Origin of the sequence: Pantoea sp. PNT03 (assembly GCF_014852515.1) — a bacterium.
GTDB classification, from domain to species: domain Bacteria; phylum Pseudomonadota; class Gammaproteobacteria; order Enterobacterales; family Enterobacteriaceae; genus Pantoea; species Pantoea leporis.
The window spans coordinates 1,209,815-1,231,620 of the sequence record NZ_JACVBT010000001.1 but is presented as its reverse complement, the minus strand read 5'-3'; the positions used below and the strand labels follow the sequence as shown (position 1 = coordinate 1,231,620).

Annotated in this window: 18 protein-coding genes and 2 tRNA genes; 13 read left to right on the top strand and 7 right to left on the bottom strand. The window is 50.8% G+C overall.

All coding sequences use genetic code 11. The features are described 5' to 3' along the window. Positions 1-123 precede the first annotated feature (123 nt). The 4 genes from IB226_RS05760 (at position 124) to IB226_RS05745 (ending at position 4,112) form a co-directional block, all read left to right on the top strand. Positions 124-675, top strand: a complete 552-nt coding sequence (locus IB226_RS05760) for an NAD(P)H nitroreductase (RefSeq protein WP_110866269.1) — start codon at positions 124-126, stop codon at positions 673-675. 153 nt (positions 676-828) lie between these two features. After that, entirely contained in the window at positions 829-1,872 is a 1,044-nt protein-coding gene (gene selD / locus IB226_RS05755; RefSeq protein WP_192234041.1) for a selenide, water dikinase SelD, read from the top strand. Positions 1,873-1,893: 21 nt separating this feature from the next. Then, positions 1,894-3,816 (top strand): DNA topoisomerase III, encoded by a 1,923-nt coding sequence (locus IB226_RS05750; protein ID WP_137385899.1) that lies wholly within the window; start codon positions 1,894-1,896, stop codon positions 3,814-3,816. Beyond that, positions 3,816-4,112 carry a YnjH family protein gene (locus IB226_RS05745; RefSeq protein ID WP_192234039.1) on the top strand — a complete coding sequence of 99 codons (297 nt, stop codon included), beginning with the start codon at positions 3,816-3,818 and terminating at the stop codon, positions 4,110-4,112. The genes IB226_RS05750 and IB226_RS05745 overlap by 1 nt, the downstream gene beginning before the upstream one ends. A 32-nt stretch (positions 4,113-4,144) precedes the next feature. On the opposite strand, the gene xthA is transcribed toward IB226_RS05745, so the two are convergent. From xthA to IB226_RS05720, 5 genes are all read right to left on the bottom strand, one after another. Next, complete coding sequence (gene xthA, locus IB226_RS05740; protein WP_192234037.1) at positions 4,145-4,951, bottom strand: exodeoxyribonuclease III; 807 nt, start codon at positions 4,949-4,951, stop codon at positions 4,145-4,147. Between the two features lie 125 nt (positions 4,952-5,076). Next, a tRNA-Tyr gene (locus tag IB226_RS05735) sits at positions 5,077-5,161 on the bottom strand. A gap of 42 nt (positions 5,162-5,203) precedes the next feature. After that, positions 5,204-5,288, bottom strand: a tRNA-Tyr gene (locus IB226_RS05730). 144 nt (positions 5,289-5,432) lie between these two features. Continuing rightward, positions 5,433-6,281 carry a formyltetrahydrofolate deformylase gene (purU, locus tag IB226_RS05725; protein WP_101764236.1) on the bottom strand — a complete coding sequence of 283 codons (849 nt, stop codon included), beginning with the start codon at positions 6,279-6,281 and terminating at the stop codon, positions 5,433-5,435. Positions 6,282-6,338: 57 nt separating this feature from the next. Further along, positions 6,339-6,794 carry a YchJ family metal-binding protein gene (locus IB226_RS05720; protein WP_101764237.1) on the bottom strand — a complete coding sequence of 152 codons (456 nt, stop codon included), beginning with the start codon at positions 6,792-6,794 and terminating at the stop codon, positions 6,339-6,341. Between the two features lie 96 nt (positions 6,795-6,890). Here IB226_RS05720 and rssA point away from each other — a divergent pair, with 96 nt between their 5' ends. The 5 genes from rssA (at position 6,891) to IB226_RS05695 (ending at position 12,403) form a co-directional block, all read left to right on the top strand. Continuing rightward, positions 6,891-7,796 carry a patatin-like phospholipase RssA gene (gene rssA / locus IB226_RS05715; RefSeq protein ID WP_192234035.1) on the top strand — a complete coding sequence of 302 codons (906 nt, stop codon included), beginning with the start codon at positions 6,891-6,893 and terminating at the stop codon, positions 7,794-7,796. Positions 7,797-7,898: 102 nt separating this feature from the next. Then, a complete protein-coding gene (rssB, locus tag IB226_RS05710; protein ID WP_101764239.1) occupies positions 7,899-8,915 on the top strand; it encodes a two-component system response regulator RssB in 1,017 nt (338 codons plus the stop codon). A gap of 194 nt (positions 8,916-9,109) precedes the next feature. Then, complete coding sequence (galU, locus tag IB226_RS05705; RefSeq protein ID WP_101764240.1) at positions 9,110-10,018, top strand: UTP--glucose-1-phosphate uridylyltransferase GalU; 909 nt, start codon at positions 9,110-9,112, stop codon at positions 10,016-10,018. A gap of 23 nt (positions 10,019-10,041) precedes the next feature. Then, positions 10,042-11,385 carry a UDP-glucose/GDP-mannose dehydrogenase family protein gene (locus IB226_RS05700; RefSeq protein ID WP_192234033.1) on the top strand — a complete coding sequence of 448 codons (1,344 nt, stop codon included), beginning with the start codon at positions 10,042-10,044 and terminating at the stop codon, positions 11,383-11,385. 10 nt (positions 11,386-11,395) lie between these two features. Continuing rightward, positions 11,396-12,403 carry an NAD-dependent epimerase gene (locus IB226_RS05695; RefSeq protein ID WP_101764242.1) on the top strand — a complete coding sequence of 336 codons (1,008 nt, stop codon included), beginning with the start codon at positions 11,396-11,398 and terminating at the stop codon, positions 12,401-12,403. A 95-nt stretch (positions 12,404-12,498) separates the two neighbouring features. Here IB226_RS05695 and hns read toward each other — a convergent pair whose 3' ends face one another. Next, entirely contained in the window at positions 12,499-12,906 is a 408-nt protein-coding gene (hns, locus tag IB226_RS05690) for a histone-like nucleoid-structuring protein H-NS (RefSeq protein WP_101764243.1), read from the bottom strand. A 402-nt stretch (positions 12,907-13,308) separates the two neighbouring features. Between hns and tdk the strand changes: the two genes are divergently transcribed. Continuing rightward, a complete protein-coding gene (gene tdk, locus IB226_RS05685; RefSeq protein ID WP_101764244.1) occupies positions 13,309-13,929 on the top strand; it encodes a thymidine kinase in 621 nt (206 codons plus the stop codon). Between the two features lie 55 nt (positions 13,930-13,984). Here tdk and adhE read toward each other — a convergent pair whose 3' ends face one another. Next, positions 13,985-16,660 carry a bifunctional acetaldehyde-CoA/alcohol dehydrogenase gene (gene adhE, locus IB226_RS05680; RefSeq protein WP_101764245.1) on the bottom strand — a complete coding sequence of 892 codons (2,676 nt, stop codon included), beginning with the start codon at positions 16,658-16,660 and terminating at the stop codon, positions 13,985-13,987. Between the two features lie 446 nt (positions 16,661-17,106). Between adhE and IB226_RS05675 the strand changes: the two genes are divergently transcribed. The 3 genes from IB226_RS05675 to oppA all read left to right on the top strand — a co-directional run bounded on the left by IB226_RS05675 (position 17,107) and on the right by oppA (position 21,762). Beyond that, positions 17,107-17,754 (top strand): YchE family NAAT transporter, encoded by a 648-nt coding sequence (locus IB226_RS05675; RefSeq protein WP_008106584.1) that lies wholly within the window; start codon positions 17,107-17,109, stop codon positions 17,752-17,754. Between the two features lie 573 nt (positions 17,755-18,327). Beyond that, positions 18,328-19,962, top strand: coding sequence for an ABC transporter substrate-binding protein (locus tag IB226_RS05670; protein WP_192234031.1), 1,635 nt, complete (start codon positions 18,328-18,330; stop codon positions 19,960-19,962). Positions 19,963-20,121: 159 nt separating this feature from the next. After that, positions 20,122-21,762: an oligopeptide ABC transporter substrate-binding protein OppA gene (gene oppA, locus IB226_RS05665; RefSeq protein ID WP_192234029.1), complete on the top strand. Its 1,641-nt coding sequence runs from the start codon at positions 20,122-20,124 to the stop codon at positions 21,760-21,762. Positions 21,763-21,806 lie beyond the last annotated feature (44 nt).

Below are 21,806 nucleotides of genomic sequence, written 5' to 3'. Positions count from 1 at the left end.
CCGATGTCGGGTTCATCCTAAAGAGCGGCGTGCGAAAAGTCAGCAGGAAATCGCGCCAGACTGTTACAAAAGATCGTGCTGTGCCAGGATTAGCCCACGCTTTTTATTCACGGGAGAAGAATAATGGATGCATTGGATTTATTAGTTAATCGCCGCTCGGCGTCTCGTCTGGCAGAACCGGCTCCGGCAGGTGAAGCGTTGCAAAATATTCTGCACGCCGCGATGCGCGCCCCCGATCACGGTACGCTGCAGCCATGGCGTTTCATTATTGTCGAAAATGAGGGGCGCGAGCGCTTTGCTAACTTGCTGGAACAGGCCGCGCGTGACAGCAACCTTGAGCAGAAGGCGATTGACAAAGCAGCCTCCGCGCCTTATCGCGCGCCGATGATCATCACCGTGGTGGCGCATTGTGAAGAGAACGCCAAAGTGCCGCAGTGGGAGCAACTGGCGTCTGCCAGCTGTGCAGTGATGGCGATGCAGATGGCCGCCGTGGCGCAAGGTTTTAATGGCATCTGGCGCAGCGGTCCGTGGACCGATCATCCGTCCGTGCGCGAAGCCTTTGGCTGCCGCGAGCAAGATGCGATTGTTGGTTTCCTCTATCTCGGCACGCCACAGTTGAAAGCCAACACCACCGTGGTTGCGCCGGACACCGCGCAGTTTGTCAGTTATTTCTGACAGACCATGCTGGACTTTTGCGGCAGGTTAGGCGCCGTTGCAAAGATTGCACAGAGCCTGTGCGAAAGATCGAGGTTAGGTCGTGCAACACTTACTCCCAACTGACAGCCAGGCTAACATAGCGCCTTCTGTTCATCGCATAAGGAAGTCGCCATGAGTGAACCTGTTCGTTTAACGCAATACAGCCACGGTGCGGGTTGTGGGTGCAAGATTTCGCCGCAGGTGTTGGAAACCATTCTGCGCAGTGAGCTCAGTCCGTTTAACGATCCGCAACTGCTGGTTGGCAATGAAACGCGTGATGATGCTGCAGTCTACGATCTCGGCAACGGTACTGCGGTGGTAAGCACCACCGACTTCTTTATGCCGATCGTCGACGATCCTTTTACCTTTGGTCGTATCGCCGCCACTAACGCCATCAGCGATATCTACGCCATGGGCGGGAAACCCATCATGGCGATCGCTATATTAGGCTGGCCGGTGAATCTACTGAGTCCGGAAGTGGCGCAGCAGGTGGTCGAGGGCGGGCGTGCCGCTTGTCAGGCGGCGGGAATCGCCCTGGCGGGCGGCCATTCGATTGATGCGCCAGAGCCGATCTTCGGCCTGGCCGTAACCGGTATCATCGATGTGGCGCGGGTGAAAAAGAACAGCGCGGCGCAGGCCGGTTGTCAGCTTTTCCTCACCAAACCATTAGGCATTGGCATTCTCACTACCGCGGAGAAAAAAGGCCTGCTGCGGCCTGAACACCGTTCGCTGGCTGCCGATGTGATGTGCCAGCTGAATAAAGCCGGAGCGGAGTTCGCCAAACTGGCGGGCATCAGCGCGATGACCGATGTCACCGGTTTTGGCTTGCTCGGCCATTTAAGTGAAATCTGCCAGGGTTCAGGATTGCGTGCCGAAGTGATTGCAGCGCAGGTACCGCGCCTGGCGGGCGTCGATGACTATATCGCTGCGGGAGCGGTGCCCGGTGGCACCAGCCGCAACTTCGCCAGCTATGGCGAGCAGGTTTCACCCTTAGATGACGCCACCCGCGCGTTGCTGTGCGATCCACAAACCTCCGGTGGTCTGCTGGTGGCGGTTCAACCCAGCGCCATTGAGGCATTCCAGCGCTGCGCCTCTGCAGCAGGCGTGCAAGCAACGTCGATTGGCGAACTGTTTGCCGCTAGAGCCGATCGTCCACTGATTACCGTAGTTACCTGACGTTAAGGAACGACGCCATCCATGCGTTTGTTTATTGCCGAAAAACCCAGCTTAGCGCGTGCGATTGCCGACGTGTTGCCAAAACCGCATCGACGCGGAGACGGCTATATTGCCTGCGGGAATGACCAGGTTGTGACCTGGTGTGTTGGGCACCTGCTGGAGCAGGCGCAGCCCGACAGTTATGACAGCCGCTATGCGCGCTGGAATCTGGCTGATTTACCGATTATTCCGGAAAAATGGCGCTTGCAGCCACGTCCATCCGTGGCTAAGCAGTTAAAAGTGATTGAAGGCCTGCTGCAACAAGCCAGCATGGTGGTGCATGCGGGTGACCCCGATCGTGAAGGTCAACTGCTGGTGGATGAAGTGCTGGATTATCTGCAGCTCGCACCAGAGAAACGCAAAGCGGTGCAGCGCTGCCTGATTAACGATCTTAATCCTTCGGCGGTTGAACGTGCGGTTGGGCGCTTACGTGAGAACCGCGAATTCATTCCGCTGTGTGTGTCTGCGTTAGCGCGTGCGCGCGCCGACTGGCTGTACGGCATCAACATGACGCGCGCCTTTACCTTGCTGGGCCGTAACGCCGGTTACGACGGCGTGCTGTCGGTTGGCCGCGTGCAGACGCCGGTGCTGGGTTTAGTGGTGCGCCGCGATGAAGAGATCGAAAACTTTATCCCTAAGGACTATTTCGAAGTTAAAGCGCACATCGTCACGCCAAAAGACGAGCGTTTTGTCGCGACATGGGTGCCAAGCGATGCTTGCGAGCCGTGGCAGGATGAAGAGGGGCGTTTGCTGCATCGTCCGCTGGCGGATCACGTGCTTGAGCGCATTAATGGTAAGCCGGCGCTGGTCACCGGATATAACGACAAACGTGAATCCGATACCGCACCGCTGCCATTTTCGCTTTCTGGCCTGCAGATCGAAGCCGGTAAGCGCTTTGGCCTCAGCGCGCAGAACGTACTGGATTGCTGTCAGCGGCTGTATGAAACCCATAAGCTGATCACCTACCCGCGTTCCGATAGCCGCTATCTGCCCGATGAGCACTTTGCCGGACGCCATGCGGTGCTGAACGCCATTCAGGCGCATCAGCCCAATCTGACACCGCCAGCGGATTTCAATCCCGATCAGAAGAACCGCTGCTGGGACGACAAAAAGGTCGATGCGCACCATGCCATCATTCCCACTGCGCGTGCCAGTAAGGTTAGTCTGACCGAAAATGAGGCCAATATTTACGGATTGATCGCCCGTCAGTATTTAATGCAGTTTTGCCCGGATGCGGTGTTCCGCAAATGCGTTATAGATCTTGATATCGGCGGCGGAAAATTTATCGCCAAAGCGCGTTTTCTGGCCGAAGCCGGCTGGCGTGCGCTGCTCGGCAGTAAAGAGCGTGACGAGGAGAACGATGGCACGCCGCTGCCGGTCGTCGCTAAAGGTGATGAGCTGCTGTGCGAGCGCGGCGAAGTGCTGGCGAAGCAGACGCAACCGCCGCGTCCGTTTACCGATGCGACGCTATTGTCTGCGATGACCGGCATCGCCCGCTTTGTGCAGGATAAAGAATTAAAGAAAGTGCTGCGTGCAACCGATGGTTTAGGTACGGAAGCGACGCGTGCGGGCATTATCGAATTGCTGTTCCGCCGCACTTTCCTGGTGAAAAAAGGCCGCTATATTCATTCGACGGATGCGGGCAGGGCGTTGATCCATGCACTGCCAGAAATGGCCGCCCGGCCCGATATGACGGCGCAATGGGAATCGACGCTTACCCGGATTAGCGAGAAGTCTTGTCGCTATGATGAGTTTATGCAGCCGCTGGTCAGCACCTTGATTGGGCTGATTGGTGAAGCACGCCAGCGACCGTCGTTACAGGCCTTTCGCGGATTGACAGCGCCTGGGGCCAAAAAGAAAGCCAAACCGAAAACGGCTCGTCGCAAAACCAAGGAGACAGAGTGATGCGTTATGCAATGATGTTGCTGGGCGGATTGTTGTTATGTAGCACCTCGGCGCTGGCCAACCGCCAGCCGGAAAACAATCGTATGGGCAATACCGATGTGGTGGTGGATCTGCCGCCAGAAGTGTGGACACAAGGGCAGAACAATCGTCAAAGCAACTGCATGCAGTGCTGTACCTATGAGAACCGCAGTTATTCTGAAGGTGCGGTGGTCAAAGCGGAAGGCGTGTTATTGCAGTGCGGCAGGGATGAGAAGGTATTAGGCACTAATCCGCTTATCTGGAAAATCATCAAATAAAAGCGCGTGGCGTATCACGCCACGCTGCTTCATTACAGCTTAAATGTCGACCAAACCGGGGCGTGATCCGACGGTTTCTCCATGCTGCGGATATCGTAATCGATGCCACTCTCAATACAGCGCGAGGCGAGCGGTTGACTTGCCAGCAGCAGATCAATGCGCAGACCACGGTTGTCGTCAAAGCCTTTCGAGCGGTAATCAAACCATGAGAAACGATCGTTGGTCTCCGGGAACTTATCGCGCCAGGTATCAACCAAACCCCACTTTAGCAAGCGATCCATCCACTCGCGCTCCTCAGGCAGGAACGAGCATTTTCCGGTACGCAGCCAGCGTTTACGATTGTCTTCACCAATGCCGATGTCAAAATCGGTGCTGCTGATGTTCATGTCGCCCATGATCAATACCGGTTTATCCACGGCTAGCTGTTGCTCAAGATAGCTTTGCAGATCGCGATAAAACTTCTCTTTCGCCGGGAACTTGGTGGGATGGTCGCGGCTTTCACCCTGCGGAAAATAACCGTTGATCACCGTGATATCACCAATCGGACTCGGGATTTCCGCCATGATCAAACGACGCTGCGCATCTTCCTCATCGCCAGGGAAACCACGGTAGACGTTGACAGGCTCAGCTTTGGTCAGCAGCGCGACGCCGTAATGACCTTTCTGTCCATGATAAAACACGTGATAACCCAGTTTGCTGACGTCTTCGAGCGGGAACATATCGTCATGCACTTTGGTTTCCTGCAAGCCGATAACATCGGGTTGATGCTGTTCAACCAGCGCGGCTAATTGATGAGGACGCGCACGCAAGCCGTTGATGTTGAAAGAGACAAATTTCATTTCGCTGCCATTTTTATCCGCAAAAGTATGGCGCGATGGTAACGAGTTTTTGGGGAAAAGTCATGGTGTGAATCAGGAGGTTACAACGATTAAAACAAGTGGGAAAAACAGGAGAATGGTATTGATGGTGGTGGGAGAAGGATTCGAACCTTCGAAGTCTGTGACGGCAGATTTACAGTCTGCTCCCTTTGGCCGCTCGGGAATCCCACCGGGGATATGACATATTGTGGCTTCAGGCAGAGACGATTCAGATGGTGGTGGGAGAAGGATTCGAACCTTCGAAGTCTGTGACGGCAGATTTACAGTCTGCTCCCTTTGGCCGCTCGGGAATCCCACCACTGGCCTGAATCATTGCGTCTTAAAGCGGGGCGCATCATAACAAATGCGCTCAGTCTGTAAAGCGCCGTCACTGAAAATAAAAACTGTTTGCCCACTTTTTATGCGTGGCGCTGAAGAGTTGTGCAGTTCAGCGCCGAAGTGGTTAAAGAATGATCGTGCGGTTGCCGTAAACGAACACGCGCTGGCCTAACACTTTATACAGCGCGCGGCTCAACACATTCTTCTCAACGTCTCGTCCTGCACGCATCATCTCTTCTGCGGTGTAGCTATGATCGACGTTGATCACGTCCTGCATGATAATTGGACCTTCATCGAGGTTATCGTTCACGTAGTGCGCGGTGGCGCCGATGATTTTCACGCCACGCTCATAAGCCTGATGATACGGACGCGCGCCAATGAACGCCGGCAAGAAGGAGTGGTGAATATTGATGATCTGGTTTGGATAACGTTGCACAAAGGCGGGCGTCAACACGCGCATATATTTTGCCAGCACCACGTAATCAGGCTGATAACGGTCAATTTCATCCGCCATGCGGTTGTCGTGCTCTTCACGCGTGTGGCCTTCGTGGCTCACCATCACAAACGGAATATCGAAACGTTCAACCAGTGAGCGCAGCGTTTCGTGGTTACCGATGACTGCAGCAATCTCCATATCCAGACCGCCAAACGCGCTTTTCATTAGCAGATCGCCCAGGCAATGCGCCTCTTTGGTCACCAGAATCACGACACGGCGACGACCGGCACTTTGCAGTTCACGCACTGAACCGACGGGCAGCGCGCTATCGAGATCGGCCAGCAAGGTGTTGTCGTTGAAAATGCCTTCCAGCTCGGTGCGCATGAAAAAGCGTCCGGTGCGGTGATCGACAAACTCATTGTTCTGCACAATGTTGAGTTCGTGCTTGTAGCAAATGTTGGTGATCTTGGCGATCAAACCTTTCGCATCAGGGCAAATGGTTCGTAAAACTTTTCGTTGGATGGTTTGCGCTTGCATCTCGATCAGAGTCCTGTCAAAGCGATGAATGGTAAAGCCGTTGTGTATCTGTCCAGATTACCCACAACATTTTTTGTATTTTTTATCGGCGCCACAAGGACAGCGATCGTTACGTCCCAACTCAGGCGTTGTTCCGTCGACATAGTACCAGCGTTGATCCTCGCGAAGAAAGCGCGAACATTCATAGATGGCTGAAGTGCGGCCTTTTTCGAGGTAACGCGCAAAAAACGTCACGAAGGCTTCATTCTCATGGCTTCCATGATTACAACGAGTTACATTCAAGCCCAGCCATTCAGTACCGGCAAAACTTTCGGATAATAACGTCTCAAGGTCGGCCACGCGTTTACTGGAGTGCCAGGTTTTCGCCAGCCACGCGGCATCTTTCACGACGTAAGCGGTGTAACGTGAGCGCATTAATTGTTCCGCGCTGGACGGGTTCGCTTGGCCATTCAGAAAGGGTTGGCAACATACGCTATACTCCTTTCCGCTGCAGCAAGGGCACTTTTCAGACACGTCATCTCCTGGAAGTGATTAAAGTAAATTTAAGCGTGCGCTATGGTAGCCGACTGTCAGGCGTGATGCTACGTACCATGCCAATCATGAGGTGAGATGAGAAAGGTCAGGATTGGGCTGGCACTGGGTTCAGGTGCTGCCAAAGGTTGGTCGCACATCGGCGTGATCAATGCGCTGGAACGCGCAGGGATTGAAATCGATGTGGTGGCCGGATGTTCTGTTGGCGCGTTGGTCGGTTCGGCTTACGTGAATGGACGGCTGGGCATGATGGAGAAGTGGGTGAGTGCATTCCGTTATTGGGATGTCATTCGATTAATGGACCTGTCGTGGCAGCGCGGTGGTTTATTGCGCGGCGACCGGGTGTTTAGCCACATCCGCCAGCTGATTCCCAACGACCTCATCGATGAGTGCGATAAGCCATTCGGCGTCGTCGCGACCAATCTCAGTACCGGACGAGAAGTGTGGTTGACCGAAGGCGATTTGCATCAAGCTGTGCGTGCGTCCTGTAGTATGCCAGGCTTATTGCCACCCATTGCTTACAATGGATACTGGTTGGTGGATGGCGCGGTGGTGAATCCCGTGCCGATCTCATTAACCCGCGCATTGGGTGCTGACATCGTTATCGCCGTGGATTTACAGCATGACGCACATCTGATGCAACAGGATTTATTGTCAGTTACGCCGCAGAGCGGTGAAGAAGCGGCGGCAGTAGAAGCGCTGAGCTGGGGAAAGAAACTGCGTCAACGCCTGATTGGCCTGACGCATCGCCGTGCTAATCAAACGCCGGGTGCGATGGAGATTATGTCGACATCAATCCAGGTTCTGGAAAATCGCCTGAAACGTAACCGCATGGCGGGCGATCCGCCGGATGTGCTGATTCAGCCGTTTTGTCCACAAATTTCCACACTGGACTTCCATCGTGCAGAAGAAGCCATTGCGGCTGGCAAGGCCGCCGTTGAGAAAAAAATGGATGAACTATTACCGCTGGTCCGTGGCAGATAGTCAGGTTGTTCATTCACAGGTGTTGCGACTTCAGCCAATTCTGAAAGGCGCAACGGCATTTTATGAACCACTATTGAATTATCTGGTACGCAGGGGGAGAGAATGGAAAAACCGCTAATCGGCAAAAAGATACTCATTGTCGAAGATGAGGTCGTTTTCCGTTCATTGATAGACAATTTATTAACCAGCTTAGGTGCAACAACGCTTGAGGCAGGTGATGGTGTTGATGGCTTAACCTTGTTGTCGGCGCAGTCAGTGGATCTGGTTATTTGCGATCTTGAAATGCCGCGTATGGGCGGTATCCCGTTCGTTGAGCGTCTTCGCACGCGCGGCAACAATGTGCCCATTCTGATTATCTCCGCCACACAAAATATGGCTGACATCGCGCATGTGTTGCGTTTGGGCGTGCAGGACGTATTGCTAAAACCGCTCAAAAATATGGAACGTTTCCGTGAAGCGGTGTTTGAGTGTCTCTATCCATCAATGTTTACCTCCAAAGTCGAGGAGGATGAACAACTGTTTCAGGATTGGGATGCGCTGGTCAGCGATCCGCTGGCGGCATCTAAATTACTCAAACAGCTCCAGCCGCCGGTGCAGCAAACCATTGCCAATTGCCGTATCAATTACCGTCAGCTCACCATGGCGGAACAGCCGGGCTTAGTACTGGATATCGCGGCGCTGTCAGATAACGATTTGGCATTCTATTGCCTTGATGTAACGCGCGCTGGCGATAATGGCGTGTTAGCCGCGCTGTTACTGCGCGCACTGTTTAATGGTTTGCTGCAGGAGCAGCTCTCCGGCCAGAAGCAGCGACTGCCTGAGTTGAATGGGCTGCTGCGTCAGGTCAACATGCTGTTAAGGCAGGCGAATCTCAGCGGGCAGTTCCCGTTGCTGGTGGGCTATTATCATCGCCAGTTAAAAAACCTAATCCTGGTTTCAGCAGGGCTCAACGCGACGTTGCATGTCAATACTCATCAAATCCAACTCAGTAATGGTGTGCCGCTTGGTACTATGGGCAGCACTCATCTTAATCAAATCAGCCAACGTGCCGACGCCTGGCAGTGTCATATTTGGGGCGCCGGAGGCAGGTTACGTTTGATGCTATCAGCCGAAGAATAACCGGTTAGATTTAATTTTTCCGTGGGTTAAAGACAGGACCAGGAGCAAGCTTTACACTTGGGTAATAGTCCTAAATTCCGTGGATTAACTTCTTCCAGGATAATTCCACCTGATAGTAACTGATATACTCATTTCGTTTTTAAACCGACATATCAAGTATTAACTTGAACGGCCTATTAAGAGAGGTATTTTTGATGTCTGCCTATAAGACTAAAGTTAAAAAAGCGGTAATCCCAGTTGCAGGCCTCGGCACGCGTATGCTGCCTGCGACCAAAGCTATTCCAAAAGAGATGTTACCGTTGGTCGATAAGCCGTTGATCCAGTATGTCGTAAATGAGTGCATTGCAGCAGGCATTAACGAGATTGTGCTGGTTACGCACTCTTCTAAAAACGCCATCGAAAACCACTTTGATACCAGTTTTGAGCTGGAATCTATGCTGGAAAAACGTGTTAAGCGTCAGCTGCTGGACGAAATCCAGTCAATCTGCCCTCCACACGTCACCATCATGCAGGTTCGTCAGGGTATCGCGAAAGGTCTGGGCCACGCAGTAATGTGCGCACATCCACTGATTGGTGATGAGCCGTTCGCCGTAATCCTGCCAGACGTAATCATCGACGAATACGAATCTGATCCAACCAAAGACAACCTGGCAGAGATGCTGGCTCGTTACGAAGAGAGCGGCCGCAGCCAGATCATGGTCGAGCCGGTTGCTGATGTAACCGCTTACGGTGTAGTTGATTGCCAGGGTGCTGAACTCTCTGCAGGTCAGAGCGCGCCAATGGTTGGCGTGGTTGAGAAGCCTAAAGCTTCAGAAGCCCCATCAAACCTGGCCGTTGTAGGACGTTACGTGTTGTCTGCTGAAATCTGGCCGCTGCTGGCGAAAACGCCTCCAGGTGCAGGTGGCGAAGTTCAGCTGACTGACTCCATTGCGATGCTGATGGAAAAAGAGACCGTTGAAGCTTATCACCTGAACGGTGTCAGCCATGACTGCGGTAACAAACTGGGTTACATGCAAGCGTTTGTTGAGTACGGCGTTCGCCATCCAGTGCTGGGTAAAGATTTCACCCAGTGGCTTGAAGGCGCGGTAGGCAACAAAAAGTAACTCAATAAACACAGGATAATTCAATGAAAGTCACTGTATTTGGTATCGGCTATGTCGGTCTGGTTCAGGCTGCGGTGTTGGCCGAAGTCGGACATGACGTTCTCTGCATTGATGTCGACGAAAAGAAAGTCGAGAACTTAAAGAAAGGCAATATTCCGATCTTTGAACCAGGCCTGACGCCGCTTGTTATGTCTAATTACGAGTCGGGTCGCCTGAAGTTCAGTACGAATGCGGAAGAAGGCGTTAATCATGGCGTGATGCAGTTTATCGCCGTGGGTACGCCACCGGATGAAGACGGTTCTGCCGATCTGAAGTATGTGACTGCCGTTGCGCGCACGATTGCGCAGCACATGAACGATCACAAAGTTGTTATCGACAAATCTACTGTACCAGTGGGTACCGCAGATCGCGTGCGAGCGGTAATGACGGAAACCCTGCAAAAGCGTGATGCAAACATCGCCTTTGACGTGGTTTCAAACCCGGAATTCCTCAAAGAAGGTGCGGCAGTCAATGACTGCATGCGTCCTGAACGTATCGTTGTCGGTACCGATAATGATGAAGTAGTTGAGCTGTTACGCGAGCTGTACGAGCCGTTCAACCGTAATCATGATCGTATGATTTTGATGGATATCCGTAGTGCAGAGCTGACCAAATATGCGGCTAACTGCATGCTGGCAACCAAAATCAGCTTCATGAACGAGATCTCTAACCTGGCAGAACGTCTGGGAGCCGACGTTGAGAAAGTTCGCCAGGGTATTGGTTCAGATTCACGTATTGGTTATCACTTCATCTATCCAGGCTGCGGCTATGGCGGCTCTTGTTTCCCGAAAGACGTGCAGGCGCTGATTCGCACTGCTGAGTCAATTGGTTACACTCCGCGTCTACTGCAGGCGGTTGAAGACGTTAACGATTCGCAGAAGAACAAGCTGCCTACATTTATCAAACGCCATTTTGGCGACGATCTGCGCGGCAAAACCTTTGCTCTGTGGGGACTGGCGTTCAAACCGAACACTGACGATATGCGTGAAGCCTCCAGCCGCGTGCTGATGGAGACGCTGTGGGAAGCAGGGGCAACGGTTCAGGCGTTCGACCCAGAAGCGATGGACGAAGCGCAACGCATTTACGGCCATCGTAACGATCTGAAGTTGATGGGTACCAAGGAAGCAGCGCTGCAGGGTGCGGATGGCTTAGTGATCTGTACTGAGTGGCAAAACTTCCGTGCGCCAGACTTTGACGTCATCAAAAGTGCGTTAAAAGAACCCGTGATTTTTGATGGTCGTAACCTGTATGATCCTGAGCGTATCAGCAAGCGCGGTTTCACGTACTATGCAATCGGCCGCGGAGCGTCAATTAAAATCATAGAATAATGAGGGATGTATGAAGTTTCTGGTCACCGGCGCGGCAGGTTTTATTGGATTTCACGTCAGTCAGCGTTTGCTGGCCGCTGGTCACCAGGTTGTCGGTATCGATAACCTGAATGACTATTATGATGTCAGCCTTAAACAGGCTCGTTTAGACCAGAACACCCAACATCCTGATTTTATTTTCGTAAAAATGGACCTGGCGGATCGCCAGGCCATTTCCTCTTTATTCGCTGAGCATGCGTTTGAACGCGTTATTCATTTGGGCGCTCAAGCTGGCGTGCGTTATTCAATCGAAAATCCCCATGCTTATGCCGAAGCAAATCTAATCGGCCACCTCAATATTCTTGAAGGTTGCCGTCATCATAAAATCGGCCACCTTTTGTATGCCTCATCCAGTTCAGTTTATGGCCTGAATCGCAAAATGCCTTTTTCAACGGACGATTCCGTTGACCATCCGGTTTCACTTTACGCGGCCACAAAAAAAGCCAACGAATTGATGTCGCATACTTATTCACACCTTTATCAATTGCCCACTACGGGATTACGTTTCTTCACCGTGTATGGCCCATGGGGCCGTCCGGATATGGCATTGTTCAAATTTACACGCGCGATGTTAGCGGGTGAGCAAATTGACGTCTATAACAACGGACAAATGACGCGTGACTTTACGTATATCGATGATATTGCTGAAGCCATCGTGCGCTTGCAGGATGTGATTCCTCAACCGGATGAAAAGTGGACGGTGGAAGCAGGTTCTCCCGCCAGCAGCTCGGCTCCTTATCGCGTTTACAACATTGGTAATAGCCAGCCGACCAGCTTAATGACGTATATTGAGTCGCTGGAAAAAGCATTGGGCATTGAAGCGAAGAAAAATATGCTGCCCATGCAACCTGGCGACGTACTGGGCACCAGCGCTGACACGCAACCTTTGTACGACGCGATCAATTTCCGTCCTCAAACTAGCGTAGAGCAAGGTGTTCAGCATTTTGTTGATTGGTATCGCCGCTTCTATCAACAATAATTAAGCATGAAAAAAGGAAGCCATTGGCTTCCTTTTTCTTACCTGGTCAAAGTGAATTAGCGATGAACTAATTACAATGCTGAGCGCTGGAATGATTACAGTAGGAAATCGTCCAGTTGTTTACCTTGTTCTTCAATTGCTTTTTTAATCACAGCAGGAGTGCGGCCCTGGCCAGTCCAGGTACGGTTTTCACCGTTTTCATCAACGTAAGAATATTTAGCTGGACGCGCAGCGCGCTTAGCTTTGCCCGGAACTTTCGTTTCAGATAATGCCTGTAACAGATCATTTGGGTCAATACCATCGGCAATTAGCATCTCGCGGTATTGTTCGAGTTTGCGTGTGCGTTCTGCATTTTCCGCTTGTGCATGAGTATCATCTTCACGACGCTCATTGACCACAACTTCGAGTTTTTCTAGCATCTCTTCCAATGTTTCCAGAGAGCATTCCCGAGCTTGTGCGCGCAATGTACGGATATTATTAAGAATTTTAAGTGCTTCGCTCATTGTCCTAATCTCAAAATATAATAAATGGGAGTTGTTCTGCCGACTCATAATAATGGTGCAAAAAAATAACTGCAATAGCCAGATTTAAAAGCAAAACGTAAAAATAAAAAAGAAGGGCAGATTGATAACGCTCTTCAGAATATATTTACTTATTTGGTAATCTTTTCTAACTTGCTGACCAGACTGAACGCTGAACCTGACGCTTCGGCTTTAATTTAAATGAATAAAATATCGGCGTAATCGTTATTTTGTCAAAACGTGCTTTCTTTCTATAGTGACTGTGATATCCATCTTAATGGTGATGTTATTTTGAGCAGATGATAAAAATAATGCATCGCTACAGCTATACAGGTTTATGGTAAACTGCGCCGCAACAGATATAGGCTGCGATGAGATTTTCTAATGGCTCAACTTTATTTTTATTACTCTGCGATGAATGCGGGTAAATCAACGGCTTTGCTACAGTCTTCTTATAATTATCATGAACGTGGTATGCGATCGTTGGTTTATACCGCCGAGATCGACAACCGCTTTGGTGCAGGCAAAGTCAGTTCACGTATCGGGCTTTCGTCTCCTGCATTTTTATATAACGATGAGACAAAGCTCGATGAGGAAATAGCTGCAGAACATGCGAAGCAACCCGTGCATTGCGTGTTAGTCGATGAAAGCCAGTTCCTTACGCGCGAACAGGTCAAAGCATTATCTGATGTTGTCGACAATCTGGATATTCCGGTGCTTTGCTATGGCCTGCGCACCGATTTCCGTGGAGAGCTGTTTGTTGGCAGCCAATATTTACTGGCATGGGCGGATAAGCTGGTTGAGCTTAAAACCATCTGCCACTGTGGCAGAAAAGCCAGCATGGTGCTTCGTCTTGATGCTAAGGGTAAACCTTTCAGCGAAGGTGAGCAGGTGGTGATTGGTGGCAATGAGCGTTATATATCGGTCTGTCGTAAACACTATAAGCAGGCAATCGATGAGGGTTCACTTCAGGCGATATATGGCTCACAATCGCCGCAGGTTTAACTCATCAGCAAGCCATAAAAAAACCCGCCGTAGCGGGTTTTTTGTTTAAAGCGGTTTACGCTTTTTTGGTTTTCTTATCAATTTTCACTTCGGCTTTAACTTCTTGAGCATTCTCACTTAATGACTCAGAAAATTCACGGCCGTAGAAGGTATCCAGCATGATTTGTTTTAACTCAGCAATCAGCGGATAGCGTGGGTTCGCACCGGTACATTGGTCATCGAATGCATCCTCAGCCAGTTTGTCCACTTTCGCGAGGAAATCAGCTTCCTGCACGCCCGCTTCGCGGATTGAGGTTGGGATGCCCAACTGCGTTTTCATCTCTTCAAGCCAGGCGAGCAGTTTTTCAATTTTCTGCGCGGTGCGGTCGCCAGCGGCGGAGAGTCCCAGATGGTCAGCAATCTCAGCATAACGACGACGTGCTTGTGGGCGGTCGTACTGGCTGAAAGCCGTTTGCTTAGTCGGGTTGTCATTGGCGTTATAGCGAATGACGTTTGAAATCAGCAGGGCGTTTGCCAGACCGTGTGGAATGTGGAACTCCGAGCCCAGTTTATGCGCCATTGAGTGACACACACCCAGGAAGGCGTTTGCGAACGCAATCCCCGCGATAGTTGCCGCATTGTGAACGCGTTCACGTGCTACCGGATTTTTTGCGCCATCGCGATAACTGGCTGGCAGGTTCTCTTTCAGCAGTTTCAGTGCTTGCAAGGCCTGGCCATCAGAATACTCATTCGCTAATACGGAGACATAGGCTTCGAGTGAGTGCGTTACCGCATCGAGGCCACCGAAGGCGCAAAGTGAACGCGGCATATCCATCACCAGGTTGGCATCAACTATGGCCATATCTGGCGTCAGCGCATAATCCGCTAATGGATATTTCTGGCCGGTCGCATCGTCCGTCACCACGGCAAACGGCGTTACTTCAGAACCCGTACCGGAAGTGGTAGTGATGGCCACCATACGCGCTTTAACACCCATTTTCGGGAACTTATAGATGCGTTTACGGATGTCCATAAAGCGCAGTGCCAGCTCTTCGAAATGCGTCTCAGGATGTTCGTACATCACCCACATGATTTTTGCTGCATCCATCGGTGAACCACCGCCGAGTGCGATAATCACATCAGGTTTAAAGCTGTTCATCTGCTCTGCACCTTTACGGACGATGCTCAGCGTTGGGTCAGCTTCTACTTCGAAGAAGACTTCGGTTTCAATACCGTGAGATTTCAGTACGCGAGTCACCTGATCGGCATAGCCATTATTGAACAGGAAGCGGTCGGTAACGATAAAGGCGCGTTTGGCACCATCAGTTGCCACTTCTTCCAGAGCAATCGGCAGTGAGCCGCGACGGAAGTAAATAGACTTCGGAAGTTTATGCCACAACATATTCTCAGCTCGCTTGGCCACGGTTTTCTTGTTGATGAGATGTTTTGGTCCCACGTTCTCAGAAATGGAGTTACCGCCCCATGAACCACAGCCCAACGTCAGTGATGGAGCCAATTTGAAGTTGTACAGGTCACCGATACCACCTTGTGACGCCGGCGTGTTAATCAGAATACGCGCGGTCTTCATTTTGTCGCCGAAGTAATGCACACGCTCGATCTGATTATCCTGATCGGTATACAGACATGAGGTGTGGCCAATACCGCCCATGGTTACCAGTTTTTCAGCTTTATCGACCGCGTCGTGGTAATCCTTCGCCCGGTACATCGCTAAGGTTGGAGAGAGTTTTTCATGCGCGAAAGGCTCTGATTCATCAACCAGTTTCACTTCACCAATCAGAATCTTGGTGGTTGCCGGCACGCTAATTCCCGCCAATTCGGCAATCTTAGTCGCCGGCTGGCCGACAATCGCCGCATTCAGCGCGCCATTCTTCAGAATGATATCCTGAATCGCTTTCAGCTCTTTACCTTGCAACAGATAGCCGCCGTGGCTGGCAAAACGCTCACGTACCGCGTCATAGGCCGAATCAACCACAATTACGGATTGCTCAGACGCACAAATCACACCGTTATCGAAGGTCTTCGACATCAGGATGGATGCGACAGCGCGTTTGATATCCGCTGTTTCATCAATTACGACTGGCGTGTTACCGGCACCAACACCAATTGCGGGCTTACCGGAACTGTAAGCGGCTTTGACCATGCCCGGACCGCCGGTTGCAAGGATCAGGTTGATATCAGGGTGATGCATTAACTGATTAGAAAGTTCGACGGATGGGGTGTCGATCCAGCCGATGATATCTTTTGGCGCACCCGCCGCAATCGCTGCCTGCAGCACAATGTCAGCGGCTTTGTTAGTGGCATCTTTCGCACGTGGATGCGGAGAGAAGATAATGCCGTTACGGGTTTTCAGGCTGATCAGTGCTTTGAAAATCGCCGTAGAAGTTGGGTTGGTGGTAGGAACGATGCCACAGATCAGGCCAATCGGTTCAGCAATAGTAATCGTGCCGAAGGTGTCATCAGTGGCGAGAATACCGCAGGTTTTTTCATCTTTATAGGCGTTATAGATGTATTCAGAAGCAAAGTGGTTCTTGATGACTTTATCTTCAACAATACCCATACCTGATTCGGCAACGGCCAGCTTGGCCAGTGGAATTCGTGCGTCTGCAGCGGCGAGGGCGGCAGCGCGGAAGATTGCATCAACTTGTTCCTGACTAAAATTAGCGTACTCACGCTGTGCCTTTTTTACACGTTCAACCAGTGCATTAAGTTCGGCAACATTAGTAACGGCCATAGTGCTCTCCTGAAGGAAGTTAAACTCTTTTAGTAAACAAGCCTGAATCCAGAAGTATAGTCACGCTATGCTTATATATTGGGCAGGTTGGCGTCTGTTTTGCCGTTGCTTACTAAAAGGGTTTCCTGGTCAAGATACTTAAGCGTCAGGAAGTTGTTTCGACGGGGTAAGATTACCCCTGATGAGGTAGGTAAATTTTGATGCAGATCAATCCGGATCTAAGCTGACACCTTTCAGCACAAACTTTCGCAAGTAAAGTTAGCGCGATGTGCCACATATTCTGCACGCATCGGCTGCATCGCAATAACCAACGGTTAACAGCAGTTGAAAAAACTGGCTCAAAGCCAGACGTATAGCATAAATTTCTGCCGTCAACTCTGGTTTTTCGCCCGGCTTATGCACTACATTAAGCGCGCTTTTCTACTCAGACTTTACCGGAGCCTACTTTGAATCCCGTGCTACTCGATCTTTCCGGCTACATTAAGTTTTTTGTCGGTTTGTTTGCCCTGGTAAATCCGGTAGGTATCATCCCGGTCTTTATCAGCATGACCAGCTATCAGGCGGTGGTTGAACGTAATAAAACTAATCTTACCGCCAACCTGGCCGTGGCCATCATCCTCTGGACGTCACTGTTTCTTGGCGATGGCATCCTGCATCTGTTTGGCATTTCGATAGATTCATTCCGTATTGCTGGCGGTATTCTGGTGGTCACTATCGCGATGTCGATGATCAGCGGAAAACTGGGTGAGGATAAGCAGAACAAGCAGGAGAAGTCAGAGAGCGCTATTCGCGAAAGCATTGGCGTGGTACCGCTAGCGTTACCGTTAATGGCTGGTCCCGGTGCAATTAGTTCAACCATTGTCTGGAGTACGCGTTATCACAGCTGGCAGAACTTAATTGGTTTTAGTATCGCGATTGCCATTTTCGCCTTTTGCTGTTGGCTGCTGTTCCGCGCAGCACCGCTGATGGTGCGGGTGCTTGGACAAACCGGGATTAACGTGATTACCCGTATTATGGGCTTGTTGTTAATGGCGTTGGGCATCGAGTTTATTGTTACAGGTATGAAATCTATTTTTCCTGGTTTGCTGAATTAAACGAAGTTATTTTTTTCTTTTAAGAGATTTCACGATCCAAAATGGTGCATATCTTCATTTTATTGCACCATTTTGGTTAATTTATTCATTAACCTTAACTGCAAACGTCCAGCATCACTTTTACTACTATCCTCATCCCATCCGAGTAAAACCTCACACTAAACTGTGATAATTGTCACAGATAATTGTTCTGCACATAACTTTGAAATTAGCATTTGAGAAAAGTTGATAAGTTAATCGATGACTCTTTATGCGGATAATGGCTATTTTTATAGTCGAATTCGTAAAAATCATATTGAAAGAACAATAACGAGTAAAATACATGCAGTTATCCTACAAATAACTTTAAAATCATTTGGTTAATCGATAATTCAATAAAAGAATTAACACTTCTCCTACTCTCGCGAACGTGATAAAAGAGAATCTGCTAACATTTTTGCAGTTTAGCTTTGGCGTGCGGGCATCGGTTCTGATAATTTTCGGCACATCACAAATTTTTTATCTGATAGTGACAAATGTGTACGCTTCTTGCTTACAGGCTATCAGGCTTATGATTAAGGTTGATATTTGTTGATGAAATGCATGGTAGCGAAAACGGCCGTACTTTCAGTGCTTGCCTTCTGCCTTACAGACGCACTGGCAGCAAGCCAGGCAGCCCAAATTCCCGCGGGCACGCAATTATCAGAATTACAGCGTATCGTGATTAATAATGGCGGTGAGGTGGCAACGCTTGATCCGCAGAAAGCAGAAGGCGTGCCGGAATCCAATGTCATGCGTAATTTGCTGGAAGGCCTGGTTGAAACCGATAATAACGGTCAACTGGTCCCCGGTGTCGCTAAGCAATGGCAAAGCGAAGAAGGGCGCATCTGGATTTTCACGCTGCGTGACGATGCGCGCTGGAGTAACGGCCAGCCTGTTACTGCTCAGGATTTCGTCTACAGCTGGCAGCGCCTGGCCGATCCTAAAACTGCTTCGCCTTACGCCAGCTACTTACAGGCTGCGCATGTGGCGAACGTTGACGCCGTTCTGTCTGGAAAAGCCGCACCCTCTGAACTCGGCGTTAAAGCCCTCGATGATCGTCATCTGCAAGTCACCCTTTCTGAACCCGTTCCCTACTTTGTTGCCATGCTGGCTCACAGCGCGATGAAACCGGTCTATCGTCCGGCGATAGAGCAGTGGGGCGAGCAGTGGACACAGCCGCAACACTATGTTGGCAATGGCGCTTTTACACTCGCGGAGTGGGTGGTAAATGAAAAAATCGTGGTTAAACGCAATTCACAGTATTGGGATAATGCCCACACGGTGATGGAAGAGGGTGTATTTTTACCGCTCTCCTCAGAGAACAGCGATATCAACCGCTATCGCAGCGGTGGCACCGATATGACCAACAGCGTAGTGCCGCCGGAAATGTTCAAAAAGTTACAGCAGGATCTCGGCGATGAGGTCAAAATCAGTCCGCTGCTGTGCACCTTCTATTACGAAATCAATAACAAAAAAGCGCCATTCGATGACGCGCGCGTACGCGCCGCGCTAAAGTTAACCCTCGATCGCGACATCATTGCGCAGAAGATCATGGGCCAGGGCCAGATTCCTGCCTACGGATTGACGCCGCCGTTTACCCACGGTATTACGCTTTCCCCTCCGGCCTGGGCGCAACAAACGCAGTCCGAGCGTAATGCCAGCGCCAAACAGTTATTAGCCGATGCCGGCTTTAATCAGCAAAACCCGCTGCGTTTTACGCTGCTGTACAACACCTCCGAACAAAACAAGCGACAGGCGATTGCTGCGGCCTCGATGTGGCAAAAAAATTTGGGGGCGGTGGTGACATTGCAGAACCAGGAGTGGAAAACGCTGCTGGAGACGCGCCATCAGGCGCAGTATGACGTGGTGCGCGCCACATGGTGCGCGGATTACAATGAACCTTCTACCTTCCTGAATATGCTGTTGAGCGGTTCGTCCAATAACACCGCGTTTTACCACAGCCCGGCGTTTGACCAGTTGATGAAGCAAACATTAACCAGCGCAGACGAAGCAAAGCGCGCCTCGCTTTATCAGCAGGCGGAAGCGCAACTCGATAAAGACTCGCCAATCGTACCTGTCTATTACCGCGTTAGCGTGCGGTTGGTAAAACCCTGGGTGGGCGGTTTTACCGGCAAGGATCCGCAGGACATGCTGGCGTTGAAATACTATTACATAAAGAAACATTGAGTAATGGGCCGATCCGGCGCTAAAGTCGGGCGGCACTTTACCGTGGTAAACCCTGAAGGGTGATTAGGGTCTTCGTTCAGACACGCGAAGATCACCTGGAAACGGGGTACGCCGGGCGTTAAATCGACCCGGTAAAGATAATAAAACTGGAGCGTAATAATGAACAACATCACAAAAAAAAGCCTGATTGCCGTGGGCGTATTAGCCGCAATCGGCGCGCTGGCAGGGAATGCCGCGCTGGCAGCAACAGTGCCAGCAGGCGTTGAATTGGCAGCAAAACAGGAACTGGTTCGCGGTAACGGCGATGAAGTACAGTCGCTGGATCCCCACAAGATTGAAGGTGTACCCGAAGACAACATCGCGCGTGACCTGTATGAAGGTTTAATCACCAGCGACAGCGATGGCAAACCGGTACCGGGCGTGGCAGAAAGCTGGGAAAACAAAGATTTCAAAGTCTGGACTTTCCACCTGCGCAAGAACGCAAAATGGTCCAACGGTGAGCCGGTTACTGCACAAGATTTCGTATATAGCTGGCAGCGCCTGGTCGATCCGAAAACCGCATCGCCTTATGCCAGCTATCCGCAATACGGCCACATCGTCAATGTTGACGACATCATCGCCGGTAAAAAGCCAACTTCCGAGCTGGGCGTAAAAGCCATCGACGATCACACGCTGGAAGTGACGCTGAGCGAGCCCGTACCCTACTTCTATAAGCTGCTGATCAACTCCGTGATGTCTCCGGTGTATAAGCCGGCGATCGACAAATTTGGCGATCAGTGGACTCAACCGCAAAACTGGGTCGGTAACGGCGCCTTTAAACTTGAATCGCACGTGATCAACGAACGCGTAACGCTGGTGCGTAACCCGCAGTATTGGGATAACGAGCACACCGTGCTGAACAAAGTCACCTTCCTGCCAATTAACTCCGAAGTCAGCGACGTTAACCGTTACTTCTCTGAGAACGGCAGCGATATCACTTACAACAACATGCCTATCGAGCTGTTCAAAAAACTGCAGCGGGACAACGGCAAAGAGTTGATGGTCAAGCCATACCTGTGCACCTATTACTACGAAATCAATAACCAGAAAGCGCCATTCACCGATCCACGCGTGCGTACCGCGCTGAAACTCGGTCTGGATCGCGACATCATGGTGAACAAGGTTCTGGCACAAGGTCAGCAACCGGCTTACAGCTTCACCCCGCCAGCCACCGATGGCATGGAACTGCTGCCGCCGGATTGGTTCAAGTGGGATCAGAACAAGCGTAACGAAGAAGCGAAAAAGCTGCTGGCTGAAGCGGGTTACACCGCGGATAAACCGCTGACCTTCAACCTGCTGTACAACACCTCCGATTTGCACAAAAAACTGGCGATCGCCGCCTCTTCTATCTGGAAGAAAAACATCGGCGTGAACATTAAGCTGGAAAACCAGGAGTGGAAAACCTTCCTCGACACGCGTCATCAGGGCAACTTTGATGTCTCTCGTGCGGCATGGTGTGCGGATTACAACGAACCCACTTCATTCCTGAACATCATGCTGTCTGACAGCAGCAGTAACACCTCGCATTACAAAAGCGCTGACTTCGATAAAGTTATTCACGATGCGGTTAAAGCCACAGACGATAAAGCGCGCGTAGCGGATTATCAGAAAGCTGAGCAGATTCTGGATAAAGACAGCACCATTGTACCGGTTTACTACTACGTCAATGCGCGTTTGGTGAAACCTTACGTGGGCGGTTACACCGGCAACGATCCGCTGGATAAAACCGTCGATAAAAACCTGTATATCATTAAACATTAATAGCACTCAGGCTATCGACAGTGGCGGTGCTGCGGCACCGCCTT

What these genes read in the sequence shown, in the direction of transcription:
- IB226_RS05760 (WP_110866269.1), top strand. Translation starts at nt 124, where the DNA reads ATGGATGCATTGGATTTATTAGTTAATCGCCGCTCGGCGTCTCGTCTG.
- selD (WP_192234041.1), top strand. Translation starts at nt 829, where the DNA reads ATGAGTGAACCTGTTCGTTTAACGCAATACAGCCACGGTGCGGGTTGT.
- IB226_RS05695 (WP_101764242.1), top strand. Translation starts at nt 11,396, where the DNA reads ATGAAGTTTCTGGTCACCGGCGCGGCAGGTTTTATTGGATTTCACGTC.
- xthA (WP_192234037.1), bottom strand. Translation starts at nt 4,951, where the DNA reads ATGAAATTTGTCTCTTTCAACATCAACGGCTTGCGTGCGCGTCCTCAT.
- IB226_RS05700 (WP_192234033.1), top strand. Translation starts at nt 10,042, where the DNA reads ATGAAAGTCACTGTATTTGGTATCGGCTATGTCGGTCTGGTTCAGGCT.
- IB226_RS05670 (WP_192234031.1), top strand. Translation starts at nt 18,328, where the DNA reads ATGAAATGCATGGTAGCGAAAACGGCCGTACTTTCAGTGCTTGCCTTC.
- purU (WP_101764236.1), bottom strand. Translation starts at nt 6,281, where the DNA reads ATGCAAGCGCAAACCATCCAACGAAAAGTTTTACGAACCATTTGCCCT.
- IB226_RS05750 (WP_137385899.1), top strand. Translation starts at nt 1,894, where the DNA reads ATGCGTTTGTTTATTGCCGAAAAACCCAGCTTAGCGCGTGCGATTGCC.
- IB226_RS05745 (WP_192234039.1), top strand. Translation starts at nt 3,816, where the DNA reads ATGCGTTATGCAATGATGTTGCTGGGCGGATTGTTGTTATGTAGCACC.
- tdk (WP_101764244.1), top strand. Translation starts at nt 13,309, where the DNA reads ATGGCTCAACTTTATTTTTATTACTCTGCGATGAATGCGGGTAAATCA.
- rssA (WP_192234035.1), top strand. Translation starts at nt 6,891, where the DNA reads ATGAGAAAGGTCAGGATTGGGCTGGCACTGGGTTCAGGTGCTGCCAAA.
- oppA (WP_192234029.1), top strand. Translation starts at nt 20,122, where the DNA reads ATGAACAACATCACAAAAAAAAGCCTGATTGCCGTGGGCGTATTAGCC.
- rssB (WP_101764239.1), top strand. Translation starts at nt 7,899, where the DNA reads ATGGAAAAACCGCTAATCGGCAAAAAGATACTCATTGTCGAAGATGAG.
- hns (WP_101764243.1), bottom strand. Translation starts at nt 12,906, where the DNA reads ATGAGCGAAGCACTTAAAATTCTTAATAATATCCGTACATTGCGCGCA.
- adhE (WP_101764245.1), bottom strand. Translation starts at nt 16,660, where the DNA reads ATGGCCGTTACTAATGTTGCCGAACTTAATGCACTGGTTGAACGTGTA.
- galU (WP_101764240.1), top strand. Translation starts at nt 9,110, where the DNA reads ATGTCTGCCTATAAGACTAAAGTTAAAAAAGCGGTAATCCCAGTTGCA.